Origin of the sequence: Microcoleus sp. B4-D4 (assembly GCF_036705185.1) — a bacterium.
Classification (GTDB): domain Bacteria; phylum Cyanobacteriota; class Cyanobacteriia; order Cyanobacteriales; family Microcoleaceae; genus Microcoleus.
On the sequence record NZ_JAUBTX010000002.1, the window covers coordinates 156,284 to 179,886 of the forward strand.

At 47.2% G+C, this 23,603-nt stretch carries 20 protein-coding genes; 12 read left to right on the plus strand and 8 right to left on the minus strand.

Annotated elements, in window-relative coordinates; all coding sequences use genetic code 11:
* Nucleotides 1-439: 439 nt before the first annotated feature.
* Together QUB13_RS02475 and QUB13_RS02480 are read right to left on the minus strand one after the other, a co-directional pair.
* Entirely contained in the window at nt 440-2,128 is a 1,689-nt protein-coding gene (locus tag QUB13_RS02475; protein ID WP_333378580.1) for an HlyD family secretion protein, read from the minus strand.
* Between the two features lie 175 nt (nt 2,129-2,303).
* Nucleotides 2,304-2,774, minus strand: a complete 471-nt coding sequence (locus tag QUB13_RS02480; protein WP_333378583.1) for a MarR family winged helix-turn-helix transcriptional regulator — start codon at nt 2,772-2,774, stop codon at nt 2,304-2,306.
* 483 nt (nt 2,775-3,257) lie between these two features.
* On the opposite strand from QUB13_RS02480, the gene QUB13_RS02485 reads away from it, so the two are divergent.
* The 11 genes from QUB13_RS02485 (at nt 3,258) to QUB13_RS02535 (ending at nt 12,914) form a co-directional block, all read left to right on the plus strand.
* Nucleotides 3,258-3,566 carry a hypothetical protein gene (locus QUB13_RS02485; protein WP_333092782.1) on the plus strand — a complete coding sequence of 103 codons (309 nt, stop codon included), beginning with the start codon at nt 3,258-3,260 and terminating at the stop codon, nt 3,564-3,566.
* Nucleotides 3,567-3,685: 119 nt separating this feature from the next.
* The gene (locus QUB13_RS02490; RefSeq protein ID WP_333378587.1) at nt 3,686-4,348 is read left to right on the plus strand and encodes a class I SAM-dependent methyltransferase; all 663 of its coding nucleotides are present in this window, start codon (nt 3,686-3,688) and stop codon (nt 4,346-4,348) included.
* A gap of 125 nt (nt 4,349-4,473) precedes the next feature.
* Nucleotides 4,474-4,710 (plus strand): DUF433 domain-containing protein, encoded by a 237-nt coding sequence (locus QUB13_RS02495; RefSeq protein ID WP_106333745.1) that lies wholly within the window; start codon nt 4,474-4,476, stop codon nt 4,708-4,710.
* Nucleotides 4,710-5,063: a DUF5615 family PIN-like protein gene (locus QUB13_RS02500; RefSeq protein WP_333378591.1), complete on the plus strand. Its 354-nt coding sequence runs from the start codon at nt 4,710-4,712 to the stop codon at nt 5,061-5,063. The genes QUB13_RS02495 and QUB13_RS02500 overlap by 1 nt, the downstream gene beginning before the upstream one ends.
* 24 nt (nt 5,064-5,087) lie before the next feature.
* A complete protein-coding gene (locus QUB13_RS02505) occupies nt 5,088-5,798 on the plus strand; it encodes a M15 family metallopeptidase (RefSeq protein WP_333378594.1) in 711 nt (236 codons plus the stop codon).
* A 303-nt stretch (nt 5,799-6,101) separates the two neighbouring features.
* The gene (locus QUB13_RS02510; RefSeq protein WP_194010932.1) at nt 6,102-7,175 is read left to right on the plus strand and encodes a glucose-1-phosphate thymidylyltransferase; all 1,074 of its coding nucleotides are present in this window, start codon (nt 6,102-6,104) and stop codon (nt 7,173-7,175) included.
* A gap of 187 nt (nt 7,176-7,362) precedes the next feature.
* A complete protein-coding gene (locus QUB13_RS02515) occupies nt 7,363-7,920 on the plus strand; it encodes a hypothetical protein (protein ID WP_333378597.1) in 558 nt (185 codons plus the stop codon).
* An 85-nt stretch (nt 7,921-8,005) separates the two neighbouring features.
* On the plus strand, nt 8,006-10,135 hold the full coding sequence (locus QUB13_RS02520) for a glycosyltransferase (RefSeq protein WP_333378600.1): 2,130 nt from the start codon (nt 8,006-8,008) through the stop codon (nt 10,133-10,135).
* 168 nt (nt 10,136-10,303) lie between these two features.
* Nucleotides 10,304-11,374 (plus strand): glycosyltransferase family 4 protein, encoded by a 1,071-nt coding sequence (locus QUB13_RS02525; RefSeq protein WP_333378604.1) that lies wholly within the window; start codon nt 10,304-10,306, stop codon nt 11,372-11,374.
* A gap of 83 nt (nt 11,375-11,457) precedes the next feature.
* Nucleotides 11,458-12,540 carry a glycosyltransferase family 4 protein gene (locus tag QUB13_RS02530; RefSeq protein ID WP_333378607.1) on the plus strand — a complete coding sequence of 361 codons (1,083 nt, stop codon included), beginning with the start codon at nt 11,458-11,460 and terminating at the stop codon, nt 12,538-12,540.
* Between the two features lie 95 nt (nt 12,541-12,635).
* Nucleotides 12,636-12,914: a hypothetical protein gene (locus QUB13_RS02535; RefSeq protein WP_333378610.1), complete on the plus strand. Its 279-nt coding sequence runs from the start codon at nt 12,636-12,638 to the stop codon at nt 12,912-12,914.
* On the opposite strand, the gene petG is transcribed toward QUB13_RS02535, so the two are convergent.
* Nucleotides 12,893-13,012 carry a cytochrome b6-f complex subunit V gene (petG, locus tag QUB13_RS02540; RefSeq protein ID WP_015174208.1) on the minus strand — a complete coding sequence of 40 codons (120 nt, stop codon included), beginning with the start codon at nt 13,010-13,012 and terminating at the stop codon, nt 12,893-12,895. The two genes, QUB13_RS02535 and petG, sit on opposite strands and share 22 nt — an antisense overlap.
* A 181-nt stretch (nt 13,013-13,193) precedes the next feature.
* Between petG and QUB13_RS02545 the strand changes: the two genes are divergently transcribed.
* A complete protein-coding gene (locus tag QUB13_RS02545) occupies nt 13,194-13,574 on the plus strand; it encodes a cytochrome c (protein ID WP_333378613.1) in 381 nt (126 codons plus the stop codon).
* A 271-nt stretch (nt 13,575-13,845) separates the two neighbouring features.
* On the opposite strand, the gene QUB13_RS02550 is transcribed toward QUB13_RS02545, so the two are convergent.
* The 5 genes from QUB13_RS02550 to QUB13_RS02570 form a co-directional block, all read right to left on the minus strand.
* Nucleotides 13,846-19,191: an SdrD B-like domain-containing protein gene (locus tag QUB13_RS02550; RefSeq protein ID WP_333378617.1), complete on the minus strand. Its 5,346-nt coding sequence runs from the start codon at nt 19,189-19,191 to the stop codon at nt 13,846-13,848.
* Between the two features lie 542 nt (nt 19,192-19,733).
* Entirely contained in the window at nt 19,734-20,093 is a 360-nt protein-coding gene (locus tag QUB13_RS02555; protein WP_333378620.1) for an NIL domain-containing protein, read from the minus strand.
* A gap of 106 nt (nt 20,094-20,199) precedes the next feature.
* The gene (cysW, locus tag QUB13_RS02560; RefSeq protein ID WP_333378622.1) at nt 20,200-21,075 is read right to left on the minus strand and encodes a sulfate ABC transporter permease subunit CysW; all 876 of its coding nucleotides are present in this window, start codon (nt 21,073-21,075) and stop codon (nt 20,200-20,202) included.
* Nucleotides 21,065-21,925 carry a sulfate ABC transporter permease subunit CysT gene (cysT, locus tag QUB13_RS02565; protein ID WP_333378625.1) on the minus strand — a complete coding sequence of 287 codons (861 nt, stop codon included), beginning with the start codon at nt 21,923-21,925 and terminating at the stop codon, nt 21,065-21,067. Before cysT ends, cysW begins: the two co-directional genes overlap by 11 nt.
* Nucleotides 21,926-22,118: 193 nt before the next feature.
* A complete protein-coding gene (locus QUB13_RS02570; protein ID WP_333378628.1) occupies nt 22,119-23,261 on the minus strand; it encodes a sulfate ABC transporter substrate-binding protein in 1,143 nt (380 codons plus the stop codon).
* Nucleotides 23,262-23,603: the final 342 nt, after the last annotated feature.

The window sequence follows — 23,603 nt, forward strand, 5'->3', positions numbered from 1 at the left end:
CTGGTAGTGTACCATAAAGTTGTTTTATTCGCAAAAAAACTTAGATTCGTGATAGAATGAAGTTTTAATATTGTTTTTAGGGCAATAAAAATAATCTTCCAGAAACTTAGCCCGTGCATAAATTTCCAGAAACCAGGTTGATTCCGATATTTTTCGCTGCGCCACCAAAATAATCGCAGAAACCCGGTTTCTTAGCCCCTGCATAAATTTCCAGAAACCGGGTTGATTCCGATATTTTTCGCTGCGCTACAAAGATAATCGCAGAAACCCGGTTTCTTAGCCCGTGCATAAATTTCCAGAAACCGGGTTGATTCCGATATTTTTCGCTGCGCTACAAATATAATCGCAGAAACCCGGTTTCTTAGCCCGTGTATAATTTCCAGAAACCGGGATTCTGCGACCAAACCAGGCTTCTTGGCCTGTGTAATGACTGCTTAATTTATTTCAGTTCCACATTCACTGTAGCAGACATCCCCGGTGCGATCCGAGTTTCGTAGCCTTTAATGCTTTCGGCATCAAACACAACTTTCACCGGAATCCGCTGCACTACTTTGGTGAAGTTTCCCGTCGCATTGTCGGGAGGCAATAGGGAGAATTGAGCGCCAGAAGCAGGGGAGAAACTATCGAGATGACCTTCAAATTTGCGACCACCAAAAGCATCTAATTTGATTTCTACTTTTTGGCCTGGTTTCATGTTTGCCAGTTGCGTTTCTTTGAAATTGGCAATTACCCACAAATCGTTGCTGACGATCGCCATTAATGGACTTCCCGGCTGCACCCGCTGCCCGACTTCAACCGATTTGCGGCCGATTTGTCCGGCGGCTGGTGCGGTGATACTCGTGTAGGAAAGTTGCAGTTGAGCGTCTTTAACCGCAGCTTCCGATTGGGCGATCGCAGCCTTAGCAGCATCATACTGCGATCGGCTGACTTTAGTTTGCTCGCCCGTAGCTTGAGCTTGTTGCAACCCGCCCTGGGATGCAGCAAGTTTCGCTTCGGCGGTACTGATACCTTCTTGGGCTACGGCGACTTTAGCTTCGGCGCTGGCGATGCCGACTTTGGCTTGCGCTACTTGGGCTTCGGCTTGTTTTACCCCTTCTCTAGCTTGGGCTACTCCTGCTTGGGCTTCGGTTACACCTTCTTTGGCTTGGGCTAAGCGCGCTCTAGCTTGGGCAATTCCTTGTTGGGCTGCGGTGGTTTGGCCTCGGGCTACTTCGTAGGCGGCTTTGGCTGCGTCTAGTTGCTGGCGGGCGATCGCACCTTCTTCTTGCAAGCTTTCGTAACGTTTATAATCGGCTTGCGTTTTAACCAGACTAGCTTGCGCTTGTACTAGCTGAGCTTGCGCGGCTGCAATACCGGCTTGGGCTTCCGTCACTTTGGCTTGTGCTTGGGGAATTCCGGCTTCGGCTTGGGCGACTTTGGCGATTGCTGCGGGCACGCCGGCTTCGGCTTGGGCGACTGCAGCTTCGGCGGCGGGTACGCCTTGTTGGGCTTCTTTAATGGCTGCTTGGGCGGTGGAAATGCCAGCATTGGCGGTGCTGATATCTCCTTGAGCTTGGGCTGTTTTGCCTTGGCTGGTTTGAGAGGCGAGGGCAATATTGGCTTGGGCGGCTTCGGCTTGGCGGCGGGCGTTTTCTAAGGCTGCTTGGGATTGTTGCAGTTTAACTTGGTAGTCGCGGGGGTCGAGTTTAATCAGCGGTTGTCCGGGTTTGACTTGTTGGTTGTCTTGCACTAAGACTTCGCTGACTGTACCGTTGATGCGGCTGCTGACTTGGTGGATGTGTCCGGCAACTGTGGCGTTGTCGGTTTCTTCGTGGATGGAGGCGTATTGCCAGTAGTGGTAGCCGAAGCTGCCCGCTGCGATCGCCCCGATGCCCAATACAGCGAAAATTAGTGGTTTCTTGGACTTTTTCTTGGGTGTTTCCGACGGCGGCAGGGGTGGTTGGATTTCTGTTTCTGGGCCGGTTTTGACCTCGGCGCTGACTTCTGTTTCTGGGGCGGGGATTACTGGTAGGCTTTTGGCTATAGTGTCATCGATCGGCTTTTCTAATACAGCTACTGCTTTGCTTTTACCGTTGCCGTTGCCGTTGCCGTTGAATTCTGCTTGGTTGATTTCGTTTGTGTCTTTCATGGTATTTGACTCCTAATTCTTTAATAAGATGTCGTTTGTTTAGGGTACGTAGTTTTTATTTATTAAAACGGCTTTTTTTGGTGCTATCAAAGAGAATACGTAGTATTTTGCAGTTATTTGTAATTTAGTGGAGGTAGATGCTGCAGCGCTTCACTCGAAAGAGCGATTTGTCGGTTTAGGAAAGATTAACGATCGCCCGATCGACCAGTTGGGAAAAGAGTTGTCGATCGGCTTCTGGAATGCCTTCCATAGCTCGCGAGCGGGTTTCAGCTACCAGCGGGGGCAGTACGTCTTGCAGTTGGGAACCAGAGTCTGTCAGCCAAATGCGCCATATACGCCGATCGCGCGTGTCTCTCTCCCGGCGGACTAGGCCTCTTTCTTCCATGCGATCGATCACGCCTGTCAGCGTCCCGCCTACCTGTTGCAGTTTGTCGCCAATGCTGGAAGTCGGCAAACCGTCTTCTTGCCACAAGCAGCACAGTACCAGCCAGTGGAAAGGTGTCAGCCCGAAGGGTTCGAGTATTTCTTGCAGCCTGCGAGTTCCTAGCTGCCCCAGCAGTTTGAGCCGGTAGCCCAGGCTATGGGGAGCAAGAACGTCGTGCCACTGAGCTAGATATTTGCGATCGATAGTGGATGTAGTAACCATCGGTTTATTACTTAGCGTTCGTACTATCAGTGTAAAATGTATTTTGGAAGTTGTCAAGGGCGATCGCGGATTTTCGGTCATCGGATTTGAGATTTGAGATTGAGCCTGCAGCAAGCAAGTCAGTTTTTATTAGAGTGATTTTACGTAGGTAGTACGCAAAATGCCAATTCTTCACCCAGGTCAGCTCCCGGACTTCTTTCAAAAGTCGGATATCTGTTATTTTGGGCTTACTTGGTCAAAACTATCTGTAGCTTTATTTTTCAGGATTGGTATAATGAGGGCGATCGCCCACGCTCGATCGCAAAAACCAGCTAAATTTTCGTCAAACTTGTTTGCATTTCTTAATTATTCCTAAAATAGGAAGGGTAAAGTTGCGATCACACGTAATGCTATTCCCAGGAAATCAGCACACCAAGTTGATGATACCGACGATAATTTGTTTTATTCCTATATAAGTTAGTCTCTCAAGGAGTGATGAATGTGATGTCCGAAGAGCAAAGAAAAAAATTGCATCAAATCCTTCAGCAATTAAACAACGCCCAATCCGAGGTGCAAGAAGCCTACGAAACAACAATGATGAGTGATGCCAAATGGGCACTGTCTAGCCTGTGTGATGATTTAAAAAAAGATGAGTCGATCGATCCGTCTATAAAGAGCCAGCTCATGCCTTATTTTGAAACCGCTCGTTCAGCTATTCTCAGTCCTGCATCAACGCATAAACGAGCCGGAAGCTGTGGTGACAAGCTGAATGAAGCAGAGTCTTGCATAAGAGAAATACTCAATAGACTCTGAAGGGGATGATTTAAGATTGGAGCGGGCGAGTGCCGGAAATCCATCCTGCGGAATCTATTTACATTTCTTAATTATTAGTAAAATAAGAAGAGTAAAGTTACGATCGCACATCGCACGTTATGCCACTCCAAGGAAATCAGCGTACCAAGTTAGACGACACCGACGATACAGTGTTCTATTCCTCTCCTCGGTTTGTGACTCATGTAGATGACGGGTTTATTCAGCAACTAACCGATTTGTATCGGGAACGGCTCAAACCCAATACTCGGATTTTTGATATGATGAGCAGTTGGGTGTCTCACTTGCCGGAAGAAATGGAATTTGCCCATGTCGAAGGCCACGGCATGAATGAAGAGGAGTTAGCAAAAAATCCCAGGCTGAATCATTATTTCTTGCAAAATTTGAACGCAAATCCCAAATTGCCGCTGCCAGATGCAGAATTTGACGCAGTTGTCAACTGCGTATCCGTGCAGTATTTGCAACAGCCGGATGCGATTTTTGCCGAAATTCGCCGCATTTTGAAGCCCGGGGGCGTAGCAATTATCAGCTTTTCCAACCGGATGTTTTCTCAAAAGGCAATTGCGGCTTGGCGGGAAGGTTCGGAGGGCGATCGGGTACAATTGGTCAAGAGTTACTTTGATTCGGTCAAAGGAGCGAACATACCCGGATTTAGCCAGCCCGAAGTAATTGTTCGCAAGCCTAACTTGCCGAGTTTTATGCAAATGCTGCGAATAGGAAGTGGCGATCCGTTTTATGCAGTAGTTGCTTATCGCCAAAGTTAGAATTTTTAAGGTTTGTAGTGAGGACTTTAGTCCTAGGATTTTTTTAAGGACTTTAGTCCTTACTACAAACCGAGCCAGTGCTACGCTCTTTAAGTTAGAATATATTTAATAGTTGCTCCTCAAATATGGAAAACCAACTTTTGCAGCGCATCACGCTTGACCCGAATATCTGTCACGGAAAACCCTGTATTCGCGGCCTCAGATATCCAGTAGAGTTGATTCTTGAATTACTTAGTTCTGGTATGAATTTTCAAGAAATCATAGATGATTATGACGATTTAGAACATGAGGATATTCTAGCTGCCTTGCTTTTTGCAGCACGGCTTACTCAAGTGAAAAGCATATATCGAGTATTAGTGTAATGAAGTTTTTGGTAGATGCACAATTACCAGTACGTCTGGCGCGCGTTCTGCAATCTGTTGGTCACGATACTATTCATACTAAGGATTTACCTCGACAAAACGCAACTCCCGATTCAGAAATTAACTTGCTTTCTATCCAAGAAGGTCGAATTGTTATCACAAAAGATAGAGATTTTATCGATTCATTTATGATTAAACAGCAACCTTATAAGGTGTTAATATTGACTACAGGCAACATAAATAATAACCAGCTTATCGACTTATTTATGAATAATTTACCGCTGTTGGCGGAACTATTTCAGCAACATTCATTGATAGAACTGAATCGCGATAAAATTGTAGTTCATCAGTAATAATTAAACAGGTAAAACCTTGATATGAAACCATATCAGCAAATAGCGATCGATGAATGCGGCGAACCCTTAGTGCCAATTCCCACCGAACATTTTGCCTTGGAAACGCCGCCCCCCTATCAAAAACTCGGTGCTCCTTATCACAACAGCAAAGCAGATTCGCCTTACTATTTGCGGCAAGGAGTTGTCAATAGTTTAATAACAGCTAAAACGCAACTACAGCAACATTATCCTCATTGGCAAATTCTGATATTTGACGCTTATCGGCCGGTAGAAGTTCAGCAATTTATGATAGATTATACTTTCAATCAAATTGCTGTAGCTCAAGGCTGCGAATTTCCGGTTTCCGAAGACAAACGTGAAGTAATTATCAATCACGTATATCAATTTTGGGCAGTACCGACTATGGATCTGGCTACGCCTCCGCCTCACAGTACAGGCGCTGCTTTAGATATAACTTTAGTGGATGAAAATAATCAACAAATTGATATGGGTTCTCCGATTGATGAAACATCAGAACGCTCTTATCCCGATTATTTTGCCAATAGCAAGCAGCCGGAAAAACAGCAATATCACCTGCACAGGCAAATATTAAAAGATGCCATGATAGCGGCTGGTTTTCAGCAGCATCCTAACGAGTGGTGGCATTTTTGTCTGGGCGATCAAATGTGGGCATGGTTGACAAATAACAATAATAGTGGTAATAAAGTTATCGCTAGATACGGTCGCTATTAAACTATTTGAGATTTTCCATTTTTCAATTTGAGATGACTGAATGCTCGATCGACTATAAATCAATTGGACAGCAACCGCCAAGAGACTGAGAAAGTTCTCGCATTGCTCAAACCCTTGCTTTGATTGCTGCTTCCTTCTTCCTTCGTGCTTCTTTTTACCTCGATTGAAGCCTTTGAAGCCTGCTTTCTGCTATCGAGGCTATTGCCAGCGGGGTAGCGGTGCTTTAAAATTAACCAGAGCGAACAAGTGCAGGCAAATCGAGCCAGCACCGCAAACCCTAAAGGATAACTTAGATTTCACCCCATGAAAGCACTCATCCTCTCTGGCGGCAAAGGAACACGCTTGCGTCCCCTAACCTATACGGGTGCTAAGCAGTTGGTTCCTGTGGCAAATAAGCCGATACTGTGGTACGGAATAGAAGGAATTGTGGCGGCTGGGATTACGGATATTGGGATTGTTATTAGTCCCGAAACTGGGGAAGAGGTGAAGGCGAAAACTGGAGATGGATCTCGCTTCGGTGCAAAAATTACTTATATCTTGCAATCAGAACCGGCGGGACTCGCTCACGCGGTGAAAGTTGCCCGACCGTTTTTAGGTGATTCTCCGTTTATTATGTATTTGGGAGATAACTTAATTGAAAATTCGCTAGATCCGTTTTTAGAGATTTTTCAAAAGCAAAAACTAGACGGTCTAATTTTGTTGCGTCCAGTTGTAAATCCCTCGGCTTTCGGTGTGGCAAAAGTTGATGAAAACGGGCGAGTTTTGCAGTTGGTAGAAAAACCAAAAGTTCCACCGTCAAATTTAGCACTGGTAGGAATTTACTTTTTTGCTCCTACTATTCATGAGGCGATCGATCAAATTCAACCTTCGCCCCGCGGCGAACTGGAAATTACTGATGCTATCCAACAGCTCATCAATCAGAAAAAACAGGTAGAAGCCTGTAATTTAGAGGGTTGGTGGCTGGACACAGGGAAAAAAGATGATTTGCTGAGTGCAAATCAAATCATTTTAGATAGCCGTATCGTAGCTTCATCTGAATTGAAAGTAGACAGCACAAGTCAAATTATCGGGCGCGTGCAAATAGGCGAAGGAACGGAAATTATTAATTCTACAGTTCGCGGGCCTGTGGTAATTGGAGAAAATAGCCGCATTGAAAATTGCTTTGTCGGGCCTTACAGCAGTATTGGCGATCGCGTGACGATGATTGATGCTGATATCGAACACAGTGTAATATTGCAAGGGGCGAAAATAATTGGCATTCATCAGCGAATTGTTGATAGCGTGATCGGGCAACGAGCTCAACTGATTAATGCGCCGGCGCGTCCAAAGGCTTTGCGGTTTATGATCGGTGATGACAGTCAAATTGAGTTAACTTAAGTTGAGACGCGCACCATTTTCCTAGGCAAAATCTAGGGAATGGCGGGCGGTTTGTAGGGTGCGCGCTGCGCGCGGGTTGACCGATAATTCACGGGATACTGTGCGGCGCACGCCTAAATTCACGGGATGGTGTTACATTGGCGGGATGGTTCGCAGTGGGAACCCTAGGTTTTAAGGAGGTGAAAGATTGAAGTCCGAAGAAATACCAACTCAACAAATTATAGATAAATTGCGACAAACTTTGGAGCCGCGAATTGGTATTGCTGATTCGGTGATGTTTGCAAGAGAAAATAGTGCGATCGCCCGAGATGAAGATGACGAAGATATCGCGCTTTTGAAGACTGGTTTCGACATTTACAACGTCCCCATTACTTCTTACCAAAGGCAATTGGGTTCCGCAGTCATAGCCGTTAGGAAAATCGTCCGAAAATTGCTCAGGCCGGTACTAGAACGACAAGTAATTTACAATTTTGCTAATACCCGCGTGGTGCAAACGTTGAGCAGACAGTTGCAAAAATTGCAAGAAAATCAACAAACTCTAGAGAAAAAAATTGTATCAGAGTTCAGTGGCTGTTTTCCCGAAGTTAAAGCACAGCTTGAGACTCAACAACAGGCGATCGCCAATTTTCAGTCAGAAATAGAGGAAATTAAAGCAGTGCAGCAGCAACATACTGCTATTTTAGAGATGATTACCGCTCAATTGCGCGATCGATCGCCATCAAATATCAAAAATGACCCCAAATAATTTGGTAACAAGGCTCAGGGTTTATTCGCGCCAGCAATTCTTCAATCTAAAATCTTCAATCTAAAATCTAAGAATCTAAAATCGAATGACTGTACTGCCCATATGCTCGTTGATTATAGTCAATTATAACAATCTGCGCCACACTAAAGATTGCTTGAAATCTCTACAAAAACTTACCTATCCAGAAGAACAACTTGATTTAATTGTAATTGATAACTGTTCTCAAGACGATTCGGTTAATGCTTTGCGCGAACTGTTTCCTAAAGTTCGGATATTTGTTAATTCCGCGAACAACTTCGCCAAAGCTCTCAACCTCGGAATCGGCGAAGCACAAGGGGAATATATCGCCTTTTTAAATAATGATGCAACCCTTGACAGTCACTGGTTGGAAATATTAGTAAAACGGCTAGAAACTGACGATAAAGTCGGCGCTGCAAGCGGTAAATTGTTGTTTAAAGACGGGCGAATTAACAGCGCGGGAATTCAGCAATTACCTGAGTTTTATTGGCAAGATATCGGTTTTGGCGAGAAAGATTCGGGACAGTACGATACAGAAGGGGAAGTCGAGGGACTTTGTTGGGCGGCGGTGCTTTTTCGCAGGGAATGTCTAGAAGATGTGGGGTCGATTGATGAAGATTTTGTGATGTATTTTGAGGATGTAGAGTTTGCGAAACGCTGCTCCAAACTGGGTTGGAAAATGCTTTATGTTCCCGCAGCTATCGCCCATCACGAGTATCGGGGTTCGAGTAAAGGTAGCAAGCTGACTGAGTATTTCTGCAACCGCAATCGGTTTTTGTATTTGGCGAAACACGAACCTTTGCAATTAGTTAAGGCGATTCATACTTCAGATTTTTTTTCTAACAAACAGTACAATTTGCTGTTCGAGAGTTTGTTTGTGGCGATTAAAAAACTGCTAGATTATCAGAAACCGGAAATCATCGCAAATGTACTGCCGCAGTTGTTGGAAAAGTTGGCGGTGATTTACAGCCGCAGCAAGGTCGATCGCATTTTACCTCGATTAGAGGTGGTTCGGGGCGATCGCAAAATGTCGATCGCCATTTACGATCACGGACTCCATTTTATCGGCGGCGGCCAAAAATACGTCGCTACCATCGCCTCGTTGCTGCAAAATGAATTTGATATTACCTTCATCGCCAACAAACCCGTTGCTGTTTCCGACTTAGAATCCTGGTACGGGCTGAATCTTTCTCGATGCAAAATTAAACTTATTCCGTTGCAGTTTTACGACAAACGCGGAATGCAGTGTATCGATTCCAGCATCATCGTGGAGGACATGGACAATCCCTTTGATGAAATTTCCAGAGAAAGCAAAAATTACGATATTTTTATCAATGCTAACCAATTAGAAAAAGTGAAACCGCTATCGCCGATATCAATATTTTTTTGCCACTTTCCCAATGTTTTTCACAACCGTCACTTTGCTGTGGATGACTACACTTTTATTATTGCTAACAGTCAATTTACTGTCAAGTGGCTGGAAAAACGCTGGAACTTGCAGCCAACTTTTTTACTTTATCCGCCCGTGGAAATGGCAACGGTGAAAGTGGCGAAAGAAAAGGTCATTTTAGCTGTGGGACAGTTTGAAGCTGGGGGAACAAAAAAGCAAATTGAACTAATTAAAGCTTTCCGCAGTTTGCTAGCAGATTATCCCGATCGACTTCAAGGATGGCGGCTGATTTTAGCTGGTAGCAGCATTCCCAAAAATCCTTATTTAAAGACGGTTCAAAATTTATTGAGGCAAGATTCAAGGGCGATCGAACTCAAAGTTAATGCTTCTTTTGAGGAGGTAAAATTGCTTTATGCTAAAGCGAGCATTTTTTGGCACGGCTGCGGTTTGGGTGAAGTGAATCCTCAAAGGTTTGAACATTTCGGGATGGCGACTGTGGAAGCAATGCAAAACTGTTGTGCTCCGATCGTCTTTGCTGGTGGTGGCCAAGTGGAAATTGTCGAACACGGGCGATCGGGCTTTTTGTTCAATACCGTTGAGGAACTTTGCCAGCATTCGCATCAACTAATTGTTAATCCCGATTTGTTAGCTGAACTTCAAGCTGGTGCACAGCAGCGCAGTCAGAACTTTAGACTTGCAGGTTTTGAGAAAAAAGTCAATAGTTTTTTTGAGATTATTCACCAAGAATATGCTACAATTCGGCTGCCAAATCCTGCTGATATTGCTCAAATGCTCGATCGACCTTAAAGGCTAATTAAAAAATCCGCCAGGGGTTTTTAATTCCTGACTCAAAGCTCAAGTTCTCTTGCATAAAACAAATATCAAAGTCGATTTTATTAGCATTTTCTTCAGTCCTCCTCTGCTGCGGACTTTGTATGTGTAGTCGCGACTTCCAGTCGCCGGATATCTAAAATCATGTCTAATTCACTGTTAATCAATTTGTCTTTTTTAACTCCCGAACCTACAGGAATCGGGACTTATGCAGCCAATCTTTTTCCGCAATTGCAACAGCTAGAACCAACATTACTCGCTTCCCAGCAAATTGATAATTATAGTTGCTATCAAATCCCCGAAACTCTGACACCGAATCGCGGCCCGAAAGGACAAATTAACAGGCTGCTGTGGACTCAATTTAAATTGCCCCAAATTTATAATAAATTGCAGTCAAGCCTAATTTTTTCGCCAATTCCCGAAGCACCTTTATATTCAAAATGCCGCTACATTGTTACGGTACATGATTTAATTCCTTTGCGGTTTCCCCAAAAATTTTCTCGCTTGACGGCTTATTTTCGCTACTACATACCGCAGGTTTTGCGACAAGCGGAACACATTATTTGTGATTCTGAAGCAACGGCGGCGGATGTTGCTAATTTTTACCATATTCCGCGTCAAAAAATGACCGCAATTCCCCTAGCTTGCGATAATATTAATTTTAGATATCTCGACTTGCCAGCTAAAAATTATTTTCTTTATACCGGCAGACACGATCCTTACAAAAACTTAGAAAGATTAATTGCTGCATTTGCGAGTTTAGCCGATCGCACAAACTATGAATTGTGGCTGGCGGGGCCTCCCAACGCCTACACAGCGCAGTCGATCGCCCAAGTTGAAGAATTGGGTTTACAATCTTCAGTAAAGTTTCTCGGTTACGTTGCCTATTCTCAATTGCCCGTACTAATGAATCAGGCGATCGCCCTCGTATTTCCCACACTTTGGGAAGGATTCGGCTTGCCAATTTTGGAAGCAATGGCTTGCGGTACACCCGTCATCACTTCCAACCTGTCATCAATGCCGGAAGTAGCCGGAGATGCGGCATTATTAGTCAATCCTTACAGCATCGGAGAAATTGCCCGCGCCATGCAAACAGTAGCCACAGATTCAAAAGTGCGATCGAACTTAAAAACTGCTAGCTTAGCACGAGCAAATCAATTTAGCTGGCATAAAACCGGAGAAGCAACCGCCAACATCTTACAAAAATATCTCTAAAACCTCCCTCTCTGCGCCCTCTGCGCCCTCTGCGGTTAAATAAAAAAAATCCCACCACAAAACCGCAATCTAAATATTATCCCATGTCCAATCCCCAATCCAACCTGCTAATCAACCTTTCCTTCCTAATTTCCCAACCAACAGGCTTAGCCATCTACGCCAAAAACCTATTTCCCCACCTAAATTCTCTCAATCCCACCTTACTTACAGCCCAGAACTTTCCCAACAATAACTGCTACGAAATTCCCGCCAACCTCACACCCGAACAAGGAAGCAGAGGACACATCAATCGATTGCTGTGGACACAAACCCAACTACCAAAAATTTACAAACAGCTAAAATCTAACTTATTATTTTCTCCAATTCCCGAAGCTCCTTTATTTGCAGGCTGTCGCTATATAATTACAGTACACGACCTAATAGCGCTGCGATTTCCCCGCCGCTTCGATCCGCTGACACCTTATCACCGCTACTACATTCCGCAAGTTTTGCGACAGGCTGAACATATCATCTGCGATTCCGAATCGACGGCCAACGATCTCATGAATTTTTGCAAGATTCCCAGTTCTTTGATTTCGCGAATTTTTCCCGGCTATGATGCGAGTTTTTTTAAGTTTCTAGACTTACCAACAAGCAATTATTTTCTTTATATGGGCCGCCACAATCCCCATAAAAACGTGCAGCGAGTTGTATCAGCGTTTGCAGCTTTACCCAAGAATTCCGAGTACGAATTGTGGATAACAGGTTCCGAAGATCGGCGCTATACGCCGCTGCTGAAGGCGCAGGTTCAAGAATTGGGATTGTTCGATCGAGTAAAATTTCTAGATTATCTCCCGGCGGCTGATTTGCCCAAAGTCATCAATCGGGCGATCGCCCTGCTATTCCCCAGTCTTTGGGAAGGATTCGGCCTCCCCGTACTCGAAGCAATGGCCTGTGGCACTCCTGTTATCACCTCTAACCTATCTTCGATGCCAGAAGTCGCGGGGGACGGCGCACTGTTAGTCAATCCCTACAGCGTCCAGGAAATAGCCTCTGCTATGCAAGAGCTTGTAACGGATGCCAAAGCTCGATCGCACTTGCGGCAACTCGGTTTGGCCAGAGCAAAACAATTTAGCTGGGAAAAGACAGGCCGGGAAACTGCTGCTATTCTCGATCGATATCTTTGACGAAGGAAGAGGGAAGAGGGAAGAGGGAAGAAGGAAGAGGGAAGAAGTCATTAGTCATTAGTCATCAGTCATTAGTCATTAGTCATTAGTCATTAGTGCTGTCGCCTCCGAGCTTTCCGTACAACGTCATCAGGAAGAGGGAAGAGGGAAGAAGGAAGACGGGAGAGCGAAGACGGGATAGGGAGAGGGAAGAAGGAAGACGGGAGAGGGAAGAGGGAAGAAGGAAGAGGGAAGCAGGAAGATTTTTCCAATCTCCCCCTCTCCCAATCTCCCAATCTCCCAATCTCCCAATCTCCCCCTCTCCCAATCTCCCCCTCTCCCCCTCGCTTCACCGAGGCACTATAGGCCCCTTTTACTTGTTGATACCCAACTGATCGCCGCGCTTGTACTGCTGATATGCAGCAAAAAACAGCCCCGACAGAGTAACAAAGATTAGACCCAGAACAATACCTGAAAGTAGCGGTTCTACCATGAGAGCTCCTTAACGTTAAGATTTAACAACCTATTTTTAATATTACCAGCACTTATACAGATGAATTTTCGCAAAAACGCCCTTCAAGCGTTCTTAAGGCTTGATCTCCCCGCTGGGAAGGATTAAGCTATGTTATGAGAAATAAATTTTCTTGTAGATACAATTTTTAAATTGAAATCCTTTGAATCACCAACTTGCCAGGAATGAAATTAAGAACCCGATCGAGCGACTTGCCATATTTGCGATCGCGGTGTTGCTTGCCATCATATTGGCGAGTATGACAATTCGTCAGTTTCAAGTCGCCGATCCCTACGTCAAAAGCGTACTGTCGCTGACTGGCAACCAGCTTCAGGGTTCAGCCATCTTTCAAATGAACTGTGCCGGGTGTCACATATCGGTTGCAGACAGTCAAGTCGGGCCTAACTTGCACCGAGTGTCCGAGCGCAAATCCGAATTCGAGCTGATCCGCCAAGTCACCAGCGGGCGAACTCCACCAATGCCGCAGTTTCAGCCTAGCCCGCAAGAAATGGCTGACTTGCTGGAGTATCTGGAACAAATTTGACCGCAGAATGGGAACGGAATTTCGTTTCCCTACTTCCAATTGTCTGGGTAAGGTGCGCGGCTTTTTTGAGATGCGGACTGAAGTCCGCACTACGAACCTGCGCGCGGTTAATCGATCGCACAGGATATTAAACCTCAAACCCGCAGGGAAAGCAGGGGTTTCAACTGCTACCTCAAACTCAAAGTCCACAAAGCGTGGACTTAAGCAGGCTCAAAGACTTTAGTCTTTGAGCCTGCTTAAGTTGAAACCCCTGCGTGCTGGGGACTGCTGACTAAACCAGCAAGCTAAAACTGCTCGCCGATAGCTGTGTCGGAAGTACGCCCGCCACTACAGCTAAAATCTGGTCGCTGTTAGCAAGCCCGATCGCACTTGAGCCATTATTTTCGGTAATTGACAGTTGATTGAAGTCCAAGCCTCCCACCAACACAAGTGAATCAACTCCTGCGGTGAAGTTGAAAATAGTATCAATTCCCGCGCCGTCTGCCAAGATAAAACCATTGCGGCCAGATCCGCCGACGAGGGTATCGTTGCCAATACCTCCAAAGAGCAAGTCATCGCCGGTGCCACCAAAGAGCAAATCATCACCGTTGCCGCCAATTAAGGTATTGTTACCGTCGTTGCCGCAGAGAGTGTCATTGCCCTCATCGCCAAATAGCACGTCGTCGCCAGCGCCTCCCAACATTACGTCATCGGCTTTGCCACCGTACAATAGGTCATCGCCTTCGTCGCCGCTGAGCGAGTCGTTGCCGCGATTGCCGTAAATCGTATCATTCGAGCGATCGCCAAAAATCAGGTCAAAGCCTTTACCGCCAAAGAGAGTGTCGTTATCGATGCCACCGTAGACAGTATCGTTACCCGTATTGCCATTGATGTAGTCGCCGCCCTGTTGGCCAAAAATCAAATCGTTGCCGCCCAATCCGAAGATCGAGTCACTGTTGGCCGTACCGACGATCGTATCGTCGCCGTTAGGGCCGTTGATGACATTACCCCCAGAAGAATTGCCGAACTGATTAGAAATAGGGTTTCTGGGGAAGTCTGCAGGGCAAACCAAATCTGTCGGTACAGGTGAAGGTGTCGGTACCGGTGCCGGTGCCGGTGTCGGCGTTGGTGTCGGTACAGGTGTCGGCGCAGGTGTCGGCGCAGGTGTCGGTGCCGGTGTCGGTGCTGGTGTCGGTACAGGTGTCGGCGCAGGTGCCGGTGCCGGTGTCGGTACAGGTATCGGCGCAGGTGTCGGAGTCGGTGTCGGTGTTGGTGTCGGTGTCGGGAAGTTCCCGAAGTTGATGCCACTGACAATAGCACCCGAAGTCAGCGTGATGTCGGCTGGGTTGGGCGTGCTTTGGGTGAAACCAGTTTGGTTGACTTCCCGGACGCTGTAGGTTCCCGGCGTTAGGTTCGCGAACAAGTAGTTGCCGCTGTTGTCGGTAGTAGTAGTAACAGCAGGCGCAGCAGGAGCTCCTGGGGTTGGAGGTACGACCTTAGTTAACTGAATTTGGAAATTGGGTAAACCCGGTTCTCCGGCTTCCTGAGTGCCATTGTTGTTGCTATCTCGGAACTTCAGACCTCGGATCGTGCCCGGTTCCGGCAGGAAGTTGCCGAAGTCAATGCCCGCGATCGCATCTCCACCAGCCACCGTAATCGGGGCGGGGTTAGGCGTCGTCTGCGTCCAGCCGGTTTGCGGTACTTCCCTTACCTGGAAAGTGCCTGCGGGTATGTCTTTGAGAGTGTAGTTGCCTAGGGCATCAGTGATGGTAGTCGGTTCGCCCTGTTCAAATATGCCATCGGGATTGATACTGTCGAGGAATATTTGCCAGTTTTGCAGCCCCAGTTCTCCGGCATCCTTAAGGCCATTGTTGTTGGCATCATTGAATTTTTGACCGCTGATGGTGCTCGACTTGAAGTTACCGAAGTTGATATTAGCGATGTCTTGACCGCTGACGACAGTGATGTCGGCCGGATCGGGGGTAGCTTGCGTCCAAGTAGGCTGCGAGACTTCCCGCACCTTGTAGGTTCCTGCTGACAAATCGAGGAATTTGTAGTTACCGGTGGCATCGGTGAGGGTGTTTGGTTCGCCGGTGTCAAGGGTGTCATTGCCGTTGGTATCGAGGAATATTTGCCAGTTGGGCAGTCCTGTTTCCTCGGGGTCTTTAAAGCCACTATTGTTGGCGTCGTTGAATTTCAGCCCGCTAATTGAGTTGGGCTTGAAGTTGCCGAAGTTGTTGTTTTGGGAGTCGGTGCCGCTGGTGACTGCGATCTTAAATGCCCCGGAAAGGGTAGGCGTGGCTGCGTCGGCGGGCGGCACAGTTTGCGTCCAGCCGGTTTGTCCAACTTCCCGCACTGTATAAGTGCCGGCTGGTAAGTTGGTGAACTCGTACTTACCGGCGGCATCGGTAACGGTGGCGTTGGTGCCTGTTTCTGCTGCTACTTGTTCTTGCACGCCGTTGTCGTTGGCATCCAAGTAAATTGTCCAGCCTCCTAGGGGTTCTTCTGCTGGCGCATCTTGCACGCCATTTTTGTTGAGGTCGTTAAATTTGATCCCGCTGATTTTACCGAACTGGAAGTTGCCGAAGTTTTGACCTGCGATCGGCGTATTACTAACGGTGTTAATTGTATAAGAAGCCGGGCCGGCGGTTTGTGAGAAACCGATCGGCACATCTTCTCTCACAAAGTACCGACCGATGCCAACGTTGGTAAAGCTATAAGTGCCAGCAGCCGCAGGCGCTGTCCCGGTAACTTGACTGGCGACTTCGGTATCGCCGGTATCTAAAGTGCTGTTATTGTTAGTATCCTTCAACAAGCGAACGGTAGTGCCGTTGAGGGGGGTATCGTCGGCAGAGAAGCCGTCGCCTGTGAGGTCGGTGAATTTGGTGCCGCTGACGGTGATGTTTTGGAAGTTACCGAAGTTGAGGCCCGCAACGGTAGCATTAGTTATCGTTGCGCCGCTTTCGGGAGTGATGTCGGCGGGATCGGTTGTGGTTTGTGTGGAACCTGTGGGCACCGTTTCCCGGACACGGTAGAGAGCACCACCTGCAAGGGGCTTCAATCCTGTGAAAGTGTAAGCACCAGTGGCATCTGTGGTGGCTGGTGTTCCGATCGCAGCCCCTGTGACGGAATTGGTTAAATTAAGCGTAACCCCAGCTACTGCCACATCCCCTGCATCTTGAGTACCGTTGCCGTTGAGGTCATTAAATTTCAGACCACTGATGGTCATGTCCTGGAAGTTGCCGAAGTTGACGGCGGTGGTACCAAAGAGATCCGTAGTACCAATGGTAGGCACAGTGGTAGGGGAAGTTTGCGTCCAAGTGGCTTGTGGTGTTTCTGCGATCGCAGTATTTGCCTTAGTATCGGTGAGGGTGTATTGACCCAAAGTTGCAGCAACCGCAGAGCTAACAGCAGTCTTAGTTCCTGCGGTAATAGTCCATCCACCTAAACCTGGATCTGTCGCAGCTTTAACGCCGTCGCCGTTGAGATCGTTGAATTTCTGACCCTGAACAACTGGCCCGTACTCGTAAGCACCGATGTCAACATTGGGTTTGGCAACGAGAGTATTGTCAATTTTGCGAGGGAAACCAGCGCCGCGTTGGTCGAAAGTAGTAGCGCCCACTGCCGTTGTGGTTGGGTCGCCTCCACCAATGGCAGGGTTGCTGCTGGTAGTTACGGGGCTATTGTCAACTAGGGCAAGGGTCAAAGGCCCGGCTGTTGCGCCGTTTAGTGCGGCAGCGGCGGCTGGTGCTAATACATTTGCGATAGGAACTGCTAATTGCTCAGTAGCCGCAAAACCTGTACTCCCGGTGATAACTCCAATCAGGTTGTTGTTCCCTGTGAATGCTCCTGTAACATCGGTGTTGGTAGCAGCAGTGTTGCCAGCGACGATCGTATTCTTGACCGTGACAGTACCACCGTTGTCAATTCCTCCGGATCTAGCAATCAGACTAGCCGGTGCGCCAACAGTAGCCGCTGTAGCAGAGTTATAGGCGATCGTGTTGTTAGTCAGCGTAGCTGCTGCACCTAAGTTAACGAAAATTGCACCGCCTGCCGCTGTACCCGCACCTGCGGTAGCATCACCAGCATTTCCACCCGTGACTGTATTGCTATACAAGGTGCTGTTGGTCAAGGTCAAGCTGCCGCCACCGACAAAAATCGCACCACCCAAACCAGCACCGCCACCACCTGCGGTAGTGCTACCAGCACCGCCGCCAACACCGCCAGCACCACCAGTGCTACCAGCACCACCGCCACCGCCCAAGCCACCAGCACCGCCAACACCACCAGCACCGCCAGCACCGCCAGCACCGCCACCGCCGCCAACACCGCCAGCACCACCAGCACCGCCCAGGCCAGCAGCACCAGCAACACCAGGAGGACCAGCAGCAGCACCGCCAGCACCGCCAGCACCACCGCCACCACCACCGCCGCCGAAGATTCCGGCACCGCCAATCCCACCAGGACTGCCAGGCCCACCACTGCCGGCGGTGGCTCCACCAGTACCACCAGTACCACCAATGCCACCAGTGCCACCAGGGAAGCCAGGGCTACCATTTCCAGCGGTGCCACCAGTGCCGCCAACGCCATTAGGAACACCACCAACACCACCGATCCCGGCCGCACCAGGAGTGCCACCAGCAACACCAGTGTTTAAGTCGCTGTTGCCACCAACGCCACCGCTGCCAAGAGTACCGTTACCGCCGATCGCCTGGTTGTTCGAGAAAGTCACTCTGTCAACAATTACGCTGCCAGTATTGATAAAAAGTGCGCCGCCTAAACCACCAGCGCCGCCACCACCACCAACTGGTGCGTTGCCACCTAATGCTCTTGCAGAATCAATGGTGAGGTTGGAGATGTTGACTGGGTTTGCACCGCTATCAACTACGAAGGCGCGGAAATTACTACCGCCCCTGATGGCAAAACCTCCGCCAATGATATTGGTGTTGTCACTAATTTTTGGCAGCAGCCCCGCGAGGGTGATATCCGCAGTCAGGGTAATTGTGTCAATCCCAGCATTGATGTTGGCAACATTGATGGCATTTTGCAGTGCGCCAAAGTCGCCAGCACTCTGGTTTAAGTCAGCTAGCACCCCACTATAAGCTTCTCTCGCTTCTTGGGAAAATGCCAATGCCGTCTCGATCTTCCCCGTAGTCACTTCGAGTTCCCAGTCTCCACCGAGGGCTGCACTACCGGTCAAGTTATCCGAAGCCGCAACTTCCGCCCCGGTTAGCTGGCTCAGCCTTTCTACGAAGGCCACACCGGCTTCTGTGGCGGCAACGTTGCAACCGTAAAGCAGAATTTCGGGTTTAGCTGTAGTTGAATAGTTCGAGGTTGCCGAGGCCGCTGGTAAAGCAAACCATGTTTCTAAATAATTGCGGTAGCTTTCAATATTGTTGAGATTGAGTTCTGTGGTTCCCAGTTGCAAGCTGGCTGCTGCGCCGTGAGACAAAATGTGGACGGCTGCAATGTTTTGCCACTGTTTGAGTGTTTCAGCGATTTGCTCGATGCCGTCCCGATCGCCCTTGAGAATAATAACTTCTGTATCTGGATTTACAGTTTCTGTTAAACTTGCCCAATCTGTAACTTGTGAATCTGCAAAAACTATCTGGTGTTTCGGTTCTTTATAAAATTCCACGCTTAAATTCCTCTGGTACACGCACACATCAAATTCATATCACAAACCCCGCACACCAGCGATCGAGCTTTTTCCTGCGCTGGTGTCTATCGTTAGCGAAGCCCGCCTCTACGGGGACTGCGCCAACTAACAGGATAGCCCTTAATTTTTATCAATCAAATAGATATTGACAAAAACTTTATTTTATGCTTTGCCAGCATAAAATGACTTAGTTTGATTGTTTAGAAGTTTTAAACGGGGATATTGTTCCGGCTGTTACAAAAATCTTGGAAAAGAGCGGCGTGCTATTTTTGGATTTTCCCGAGATAGGAACTATACCAAATTTGATAAAAATTGTCAATCTAATAATTAACTGAGGGCGATCGATATTTGTTTGTTAGTCAAGATTCATCAGTCACGGCGATTAGCTGTAAAGTGATGTTACCATAATTTTTTGCGGCTGAAAGATATGGATGCGCGATCGAACAACGGCGATAAAATTGGTTTGTAGTGAGAACCCACAGTTCTAGTTTTATGAGGACTCAAGTCCCCACTACAAACCTTTACCAAGTTTCTTGATCGGGATGATTGGAATTGCTCCATATTTCCACATCTAAATCGTTGAGATAAAACAGAGCACTTTCAATCTGTTGACTTGTACCGTTAAGTTCCAAATCAAACCAACCGTCATCCGAAGTTTTGACACCCAACAAAGCCGCATTAAAATTCACCGTCAAACCGTATTGCGAAATCAGGTTAGAAATAACAGGTTCCTGATGATATTCTTTAGGAACACGAATCCGAATGCGGGTTTGAGTTAATCTGGTGTCTCGTGAATCAGCGTGGGGGATATCTGATTCTTTGGTTTTGTGAAAATTGTCGATCGATTCAAATTGAAAATCGCTATTATTCTGGCTTAACATTTGAGGCTCCTAATGTTTATTTCCGAGGTAAGGTGCGTAGTGTGCACCTACATTTACTGAGAGTTGCGATTGGTTGGCGATCGCAAAAACACATCATTATATTTGATTACTCAACCTCCTTAATGCTAGTTTTCTTTTCCAAAACCTCCTGAAGCACGAGAGTAACAACTGCTAACAATCCGAGAACTACCGCCGCAGAAAAAGCCGATTGCGTCGCATATTGCTTGTAAGCATCTTCTACAAATAAAGGCAAAGTTTGGGTTTTTTTAGCAATATTTCCCGACACCACAGAGACGGCTCCAAATTCTCCCATCGCTCTAGCATTGGTCAAAATTACTCCGTAAAGTAAGCCCCAACGAATGTTCGGTAGCGTGACATTCCAGAAGATTTGCCAATCATTTGCTCCTAACGTTTTCGCCGCTTCTTCTTGATCGGTTCCCACTTCTTCCAAAACAGGAATTACTTCGCGGGCGACAAAAGGTAAAGTGACAAAAGCAGTTGCTAGTACCATTCCGGGGAAAGCAAAGATAACCTTAATTCCGGCACTCTCCAGCAACGGGCCGAACCATCCCAAGCGACCGTAAAGCAGTACAATCATTAAACCTGCTACTACGGGAGATACGGCAAATGGTACGTCTAAAATGCTGATTAAGAGTGTGCGTCCCGGAAATTTGTTGCGGCCGATAACCCAAGCTGCACACAAACCGAATACCGTATTTACAGGTACAACAATCAGAGTAATCAGCAGGGTGAGTTGTGCTGCTGACAGAAAATCTGGTGAGGTTAAGTTGCTCAAAAACGGATCTACTCCCTTTTTGAAAGCTTGGTAAAAAACGTTGAGAGCTGGAACAAATAAGATGAGGCCGAGATAGACGATCGCAATTCCGATCAAAGTTGGTTTTACCCAAGTTTTTTCTTTTTTCCGAGCTGAACCACCTGGTGGAAAGTTGTACTCTTTCGATAAATTAAGATTAGCCGTCATAGCGTCTTCTCCATGATTGTAAGAAATTTATAGCGAATAACATTGTCAGGGAAATACCTAACATGAAAGTGCCAATCACCGTGGCTCCTGCATAGTCGTACTGCTCTAATCGCTGGAAAATTAAGACCGGGGCGATTAAATCTTTAAACGGTATATTAGAAGCTACTATTACAGTAGAACCGTACTCGCCCACCGCTCGCGAAAATCCGAGGGCAACTCCGGTTAAAATTGACGGAAACAGTGGCGGCAAAACTACTCGCCAGAAGGTTTGAAATTGAGAAGCACCCAAGCACCAAGCTGCTTCTTCGATGTCTTTTTCCATTTCGTTTAAAACTGGCTGTACAGTCCGCACGATGAATGGTAAGGAAATAAATATCATGGCTACGCCTACGCCTAAGCGAGTGAATGAAATCTTGATTCCTAACGGTGCAAACAGCCCGCCGATCCAGCCGTTATCGCTGTAAACTGTGGCGAGGGTTAAACCTGCGACTGATGTCGGCAATGCAAAGGGTAAATCTACTGCTGCATCGACAATCCGTTTTAAGGGAAAGTCGTAGCGGACTAATACCCAGGCAATTAATGTGCCGAATACTCCGTTAATTAATGCGGCAATTAATGCGGTAAAAAACGTGACGTTGTAGGCGGAAAGGGCGATCGGGCTGGTGGCAATTTTCCAAAATTCGGCGGGGTTTGCTGTGCTGGCTTTTACCAGCATGGCTGTGACTGGGAGAAATAGCATGAGGCTGAGGTAGCCTATGGTGATTCCCCAAGGTAGGGTGATTTTGCCGATCGCTCTTTTGATGTTGGCGATCGCAGATTGAGGGTTGGTTGCTGGAGATGATACTGTCATAGGGTAATTTTTAACCGCAGATGAACGCTTATTTACTTGCTTCCAGGCAGAGCCTGGGAATGCCGATCTCAAGGCTCTGCCTTGCTTTTTGACGAAACAGCAAGTGAGGAAGATCGGAAAGCTTTACAGGGAGGCAGAGCCTCTGGATATGCGTTTCCAGGCAGAGCCTGGAAACGAGTAAATTCTGATTTGCTTAGCGTTTAATTGAACCTTGGATTTTGTCAAAAGCTGCTCCGTCATCAAAGAATTGCTTCTGAATTTCTCCCCAACCTCCTAAGTCTTGAGCTGTAAATAGGGTTTTGACGGGGGGATATTTTTGGGCAAATTCGGGTTCTTTGGCTACCGTGGCATCTATGGGCCGAAAACCTGCTTTAGCAAATTCTCGCTGGGCTTCTGGGGTGTAGAGAAACTTGACAAATGCTTCGGCGACTTCGCGGGTGCCGTGTTTGTCCACGTTTTTATCCACGATGGCGATCGGATTGTCGATCGACACATTCACGTCGGGAATAGTATAAGTCGGTTTTTCGCCTTTCTGACCTGCCAGAATAATCTCGTTTTCGTAGTTAATTAAGGCGTCACCTTGGCCTTGTTTGAAAAATACGTCGGTGGCTTCGCGGGCATCTTTGGTCAGGATGGGAACGTTTTTGTAGACTTTGCTCGTAAAATCTAATGCTTTGGTTTCGTCTCCTCCGGTTTTGACAACTGAGCCCCAAAGTGCTAGGAAATTCCAGCGAGCCACGCCTGATGTTTTGGGATCGGCGGTAATCAATTTCACTCCGTCTTTGGCTAAGTCTTCCCAATTTTTGATGTTTTTGGGATTGCCTTCGCGGGTGACGATTCCGGCTACGGATTTGCTGACGATGCCTTCGTTGGGCACTTCTTTTTCCCACCCGGGCGCAATGAGTCCGGCTTTTTCGATTTTGGCGGTGTCGAGGGCGAGGGCTAGGTGTACGATGTCGGCTTCTAATCCGTCAATTACGGCTCGGGTTTGGGAACCTGAACCGCCGTAGCTTTGGTTGAAGCTGACGGTTTGCCCTTTTTCTTTTTGCCACTGTTCTACAAATTTGGGAATTATCGCTTCGTGGGCGGCTTTGGTGACGGCGAAGGAAACGAGGGTTAGTTCTATGTTGCCTTTGTTGGCTGCTGGGTTAGCACCGCCAGTGGCTGCGGGGTTGCTGGGGGTTCCCTGCTGGCAGGATACAACGGCCAGACTTAAAGTTATTCCTACTAAAAATAGGGACAGGAATCTTTTGAGTGAAGTCAACGATCGATTTTTGGCTGCTGGTGGCTGTGGCGATCGGTGAAATTGTTGAGTTGGGTGTTGCTGGTGGCTCATTCTATTGGTTCCTATAGGGAAACTACGGTTTTTGGGTCGGAATACCGTAATTATGTTTGTGAAGTACGATTATAAACAGGCGCAAGTAAAAATAGCAACAAAAAAAATGAATTGGGGGAATTCGGGGTCGATCGACTATTCTCAAGTCTTACGCTCGGTGGTTTTGACTCAGATTCGCGGTAAAATGTAAACCGTATAAATACCATGATTGAGTCAAGGTGCTAAGCCTGCACGATACGCCTTACGGATGCGCTGGCTGCTCTCCCAAATAAGCGCGATCGCGGTAAGAGTCCAGCCTTGGCGAATATGCCTCACTCGCGCGATCGCCCTTGAGTTAAAAAA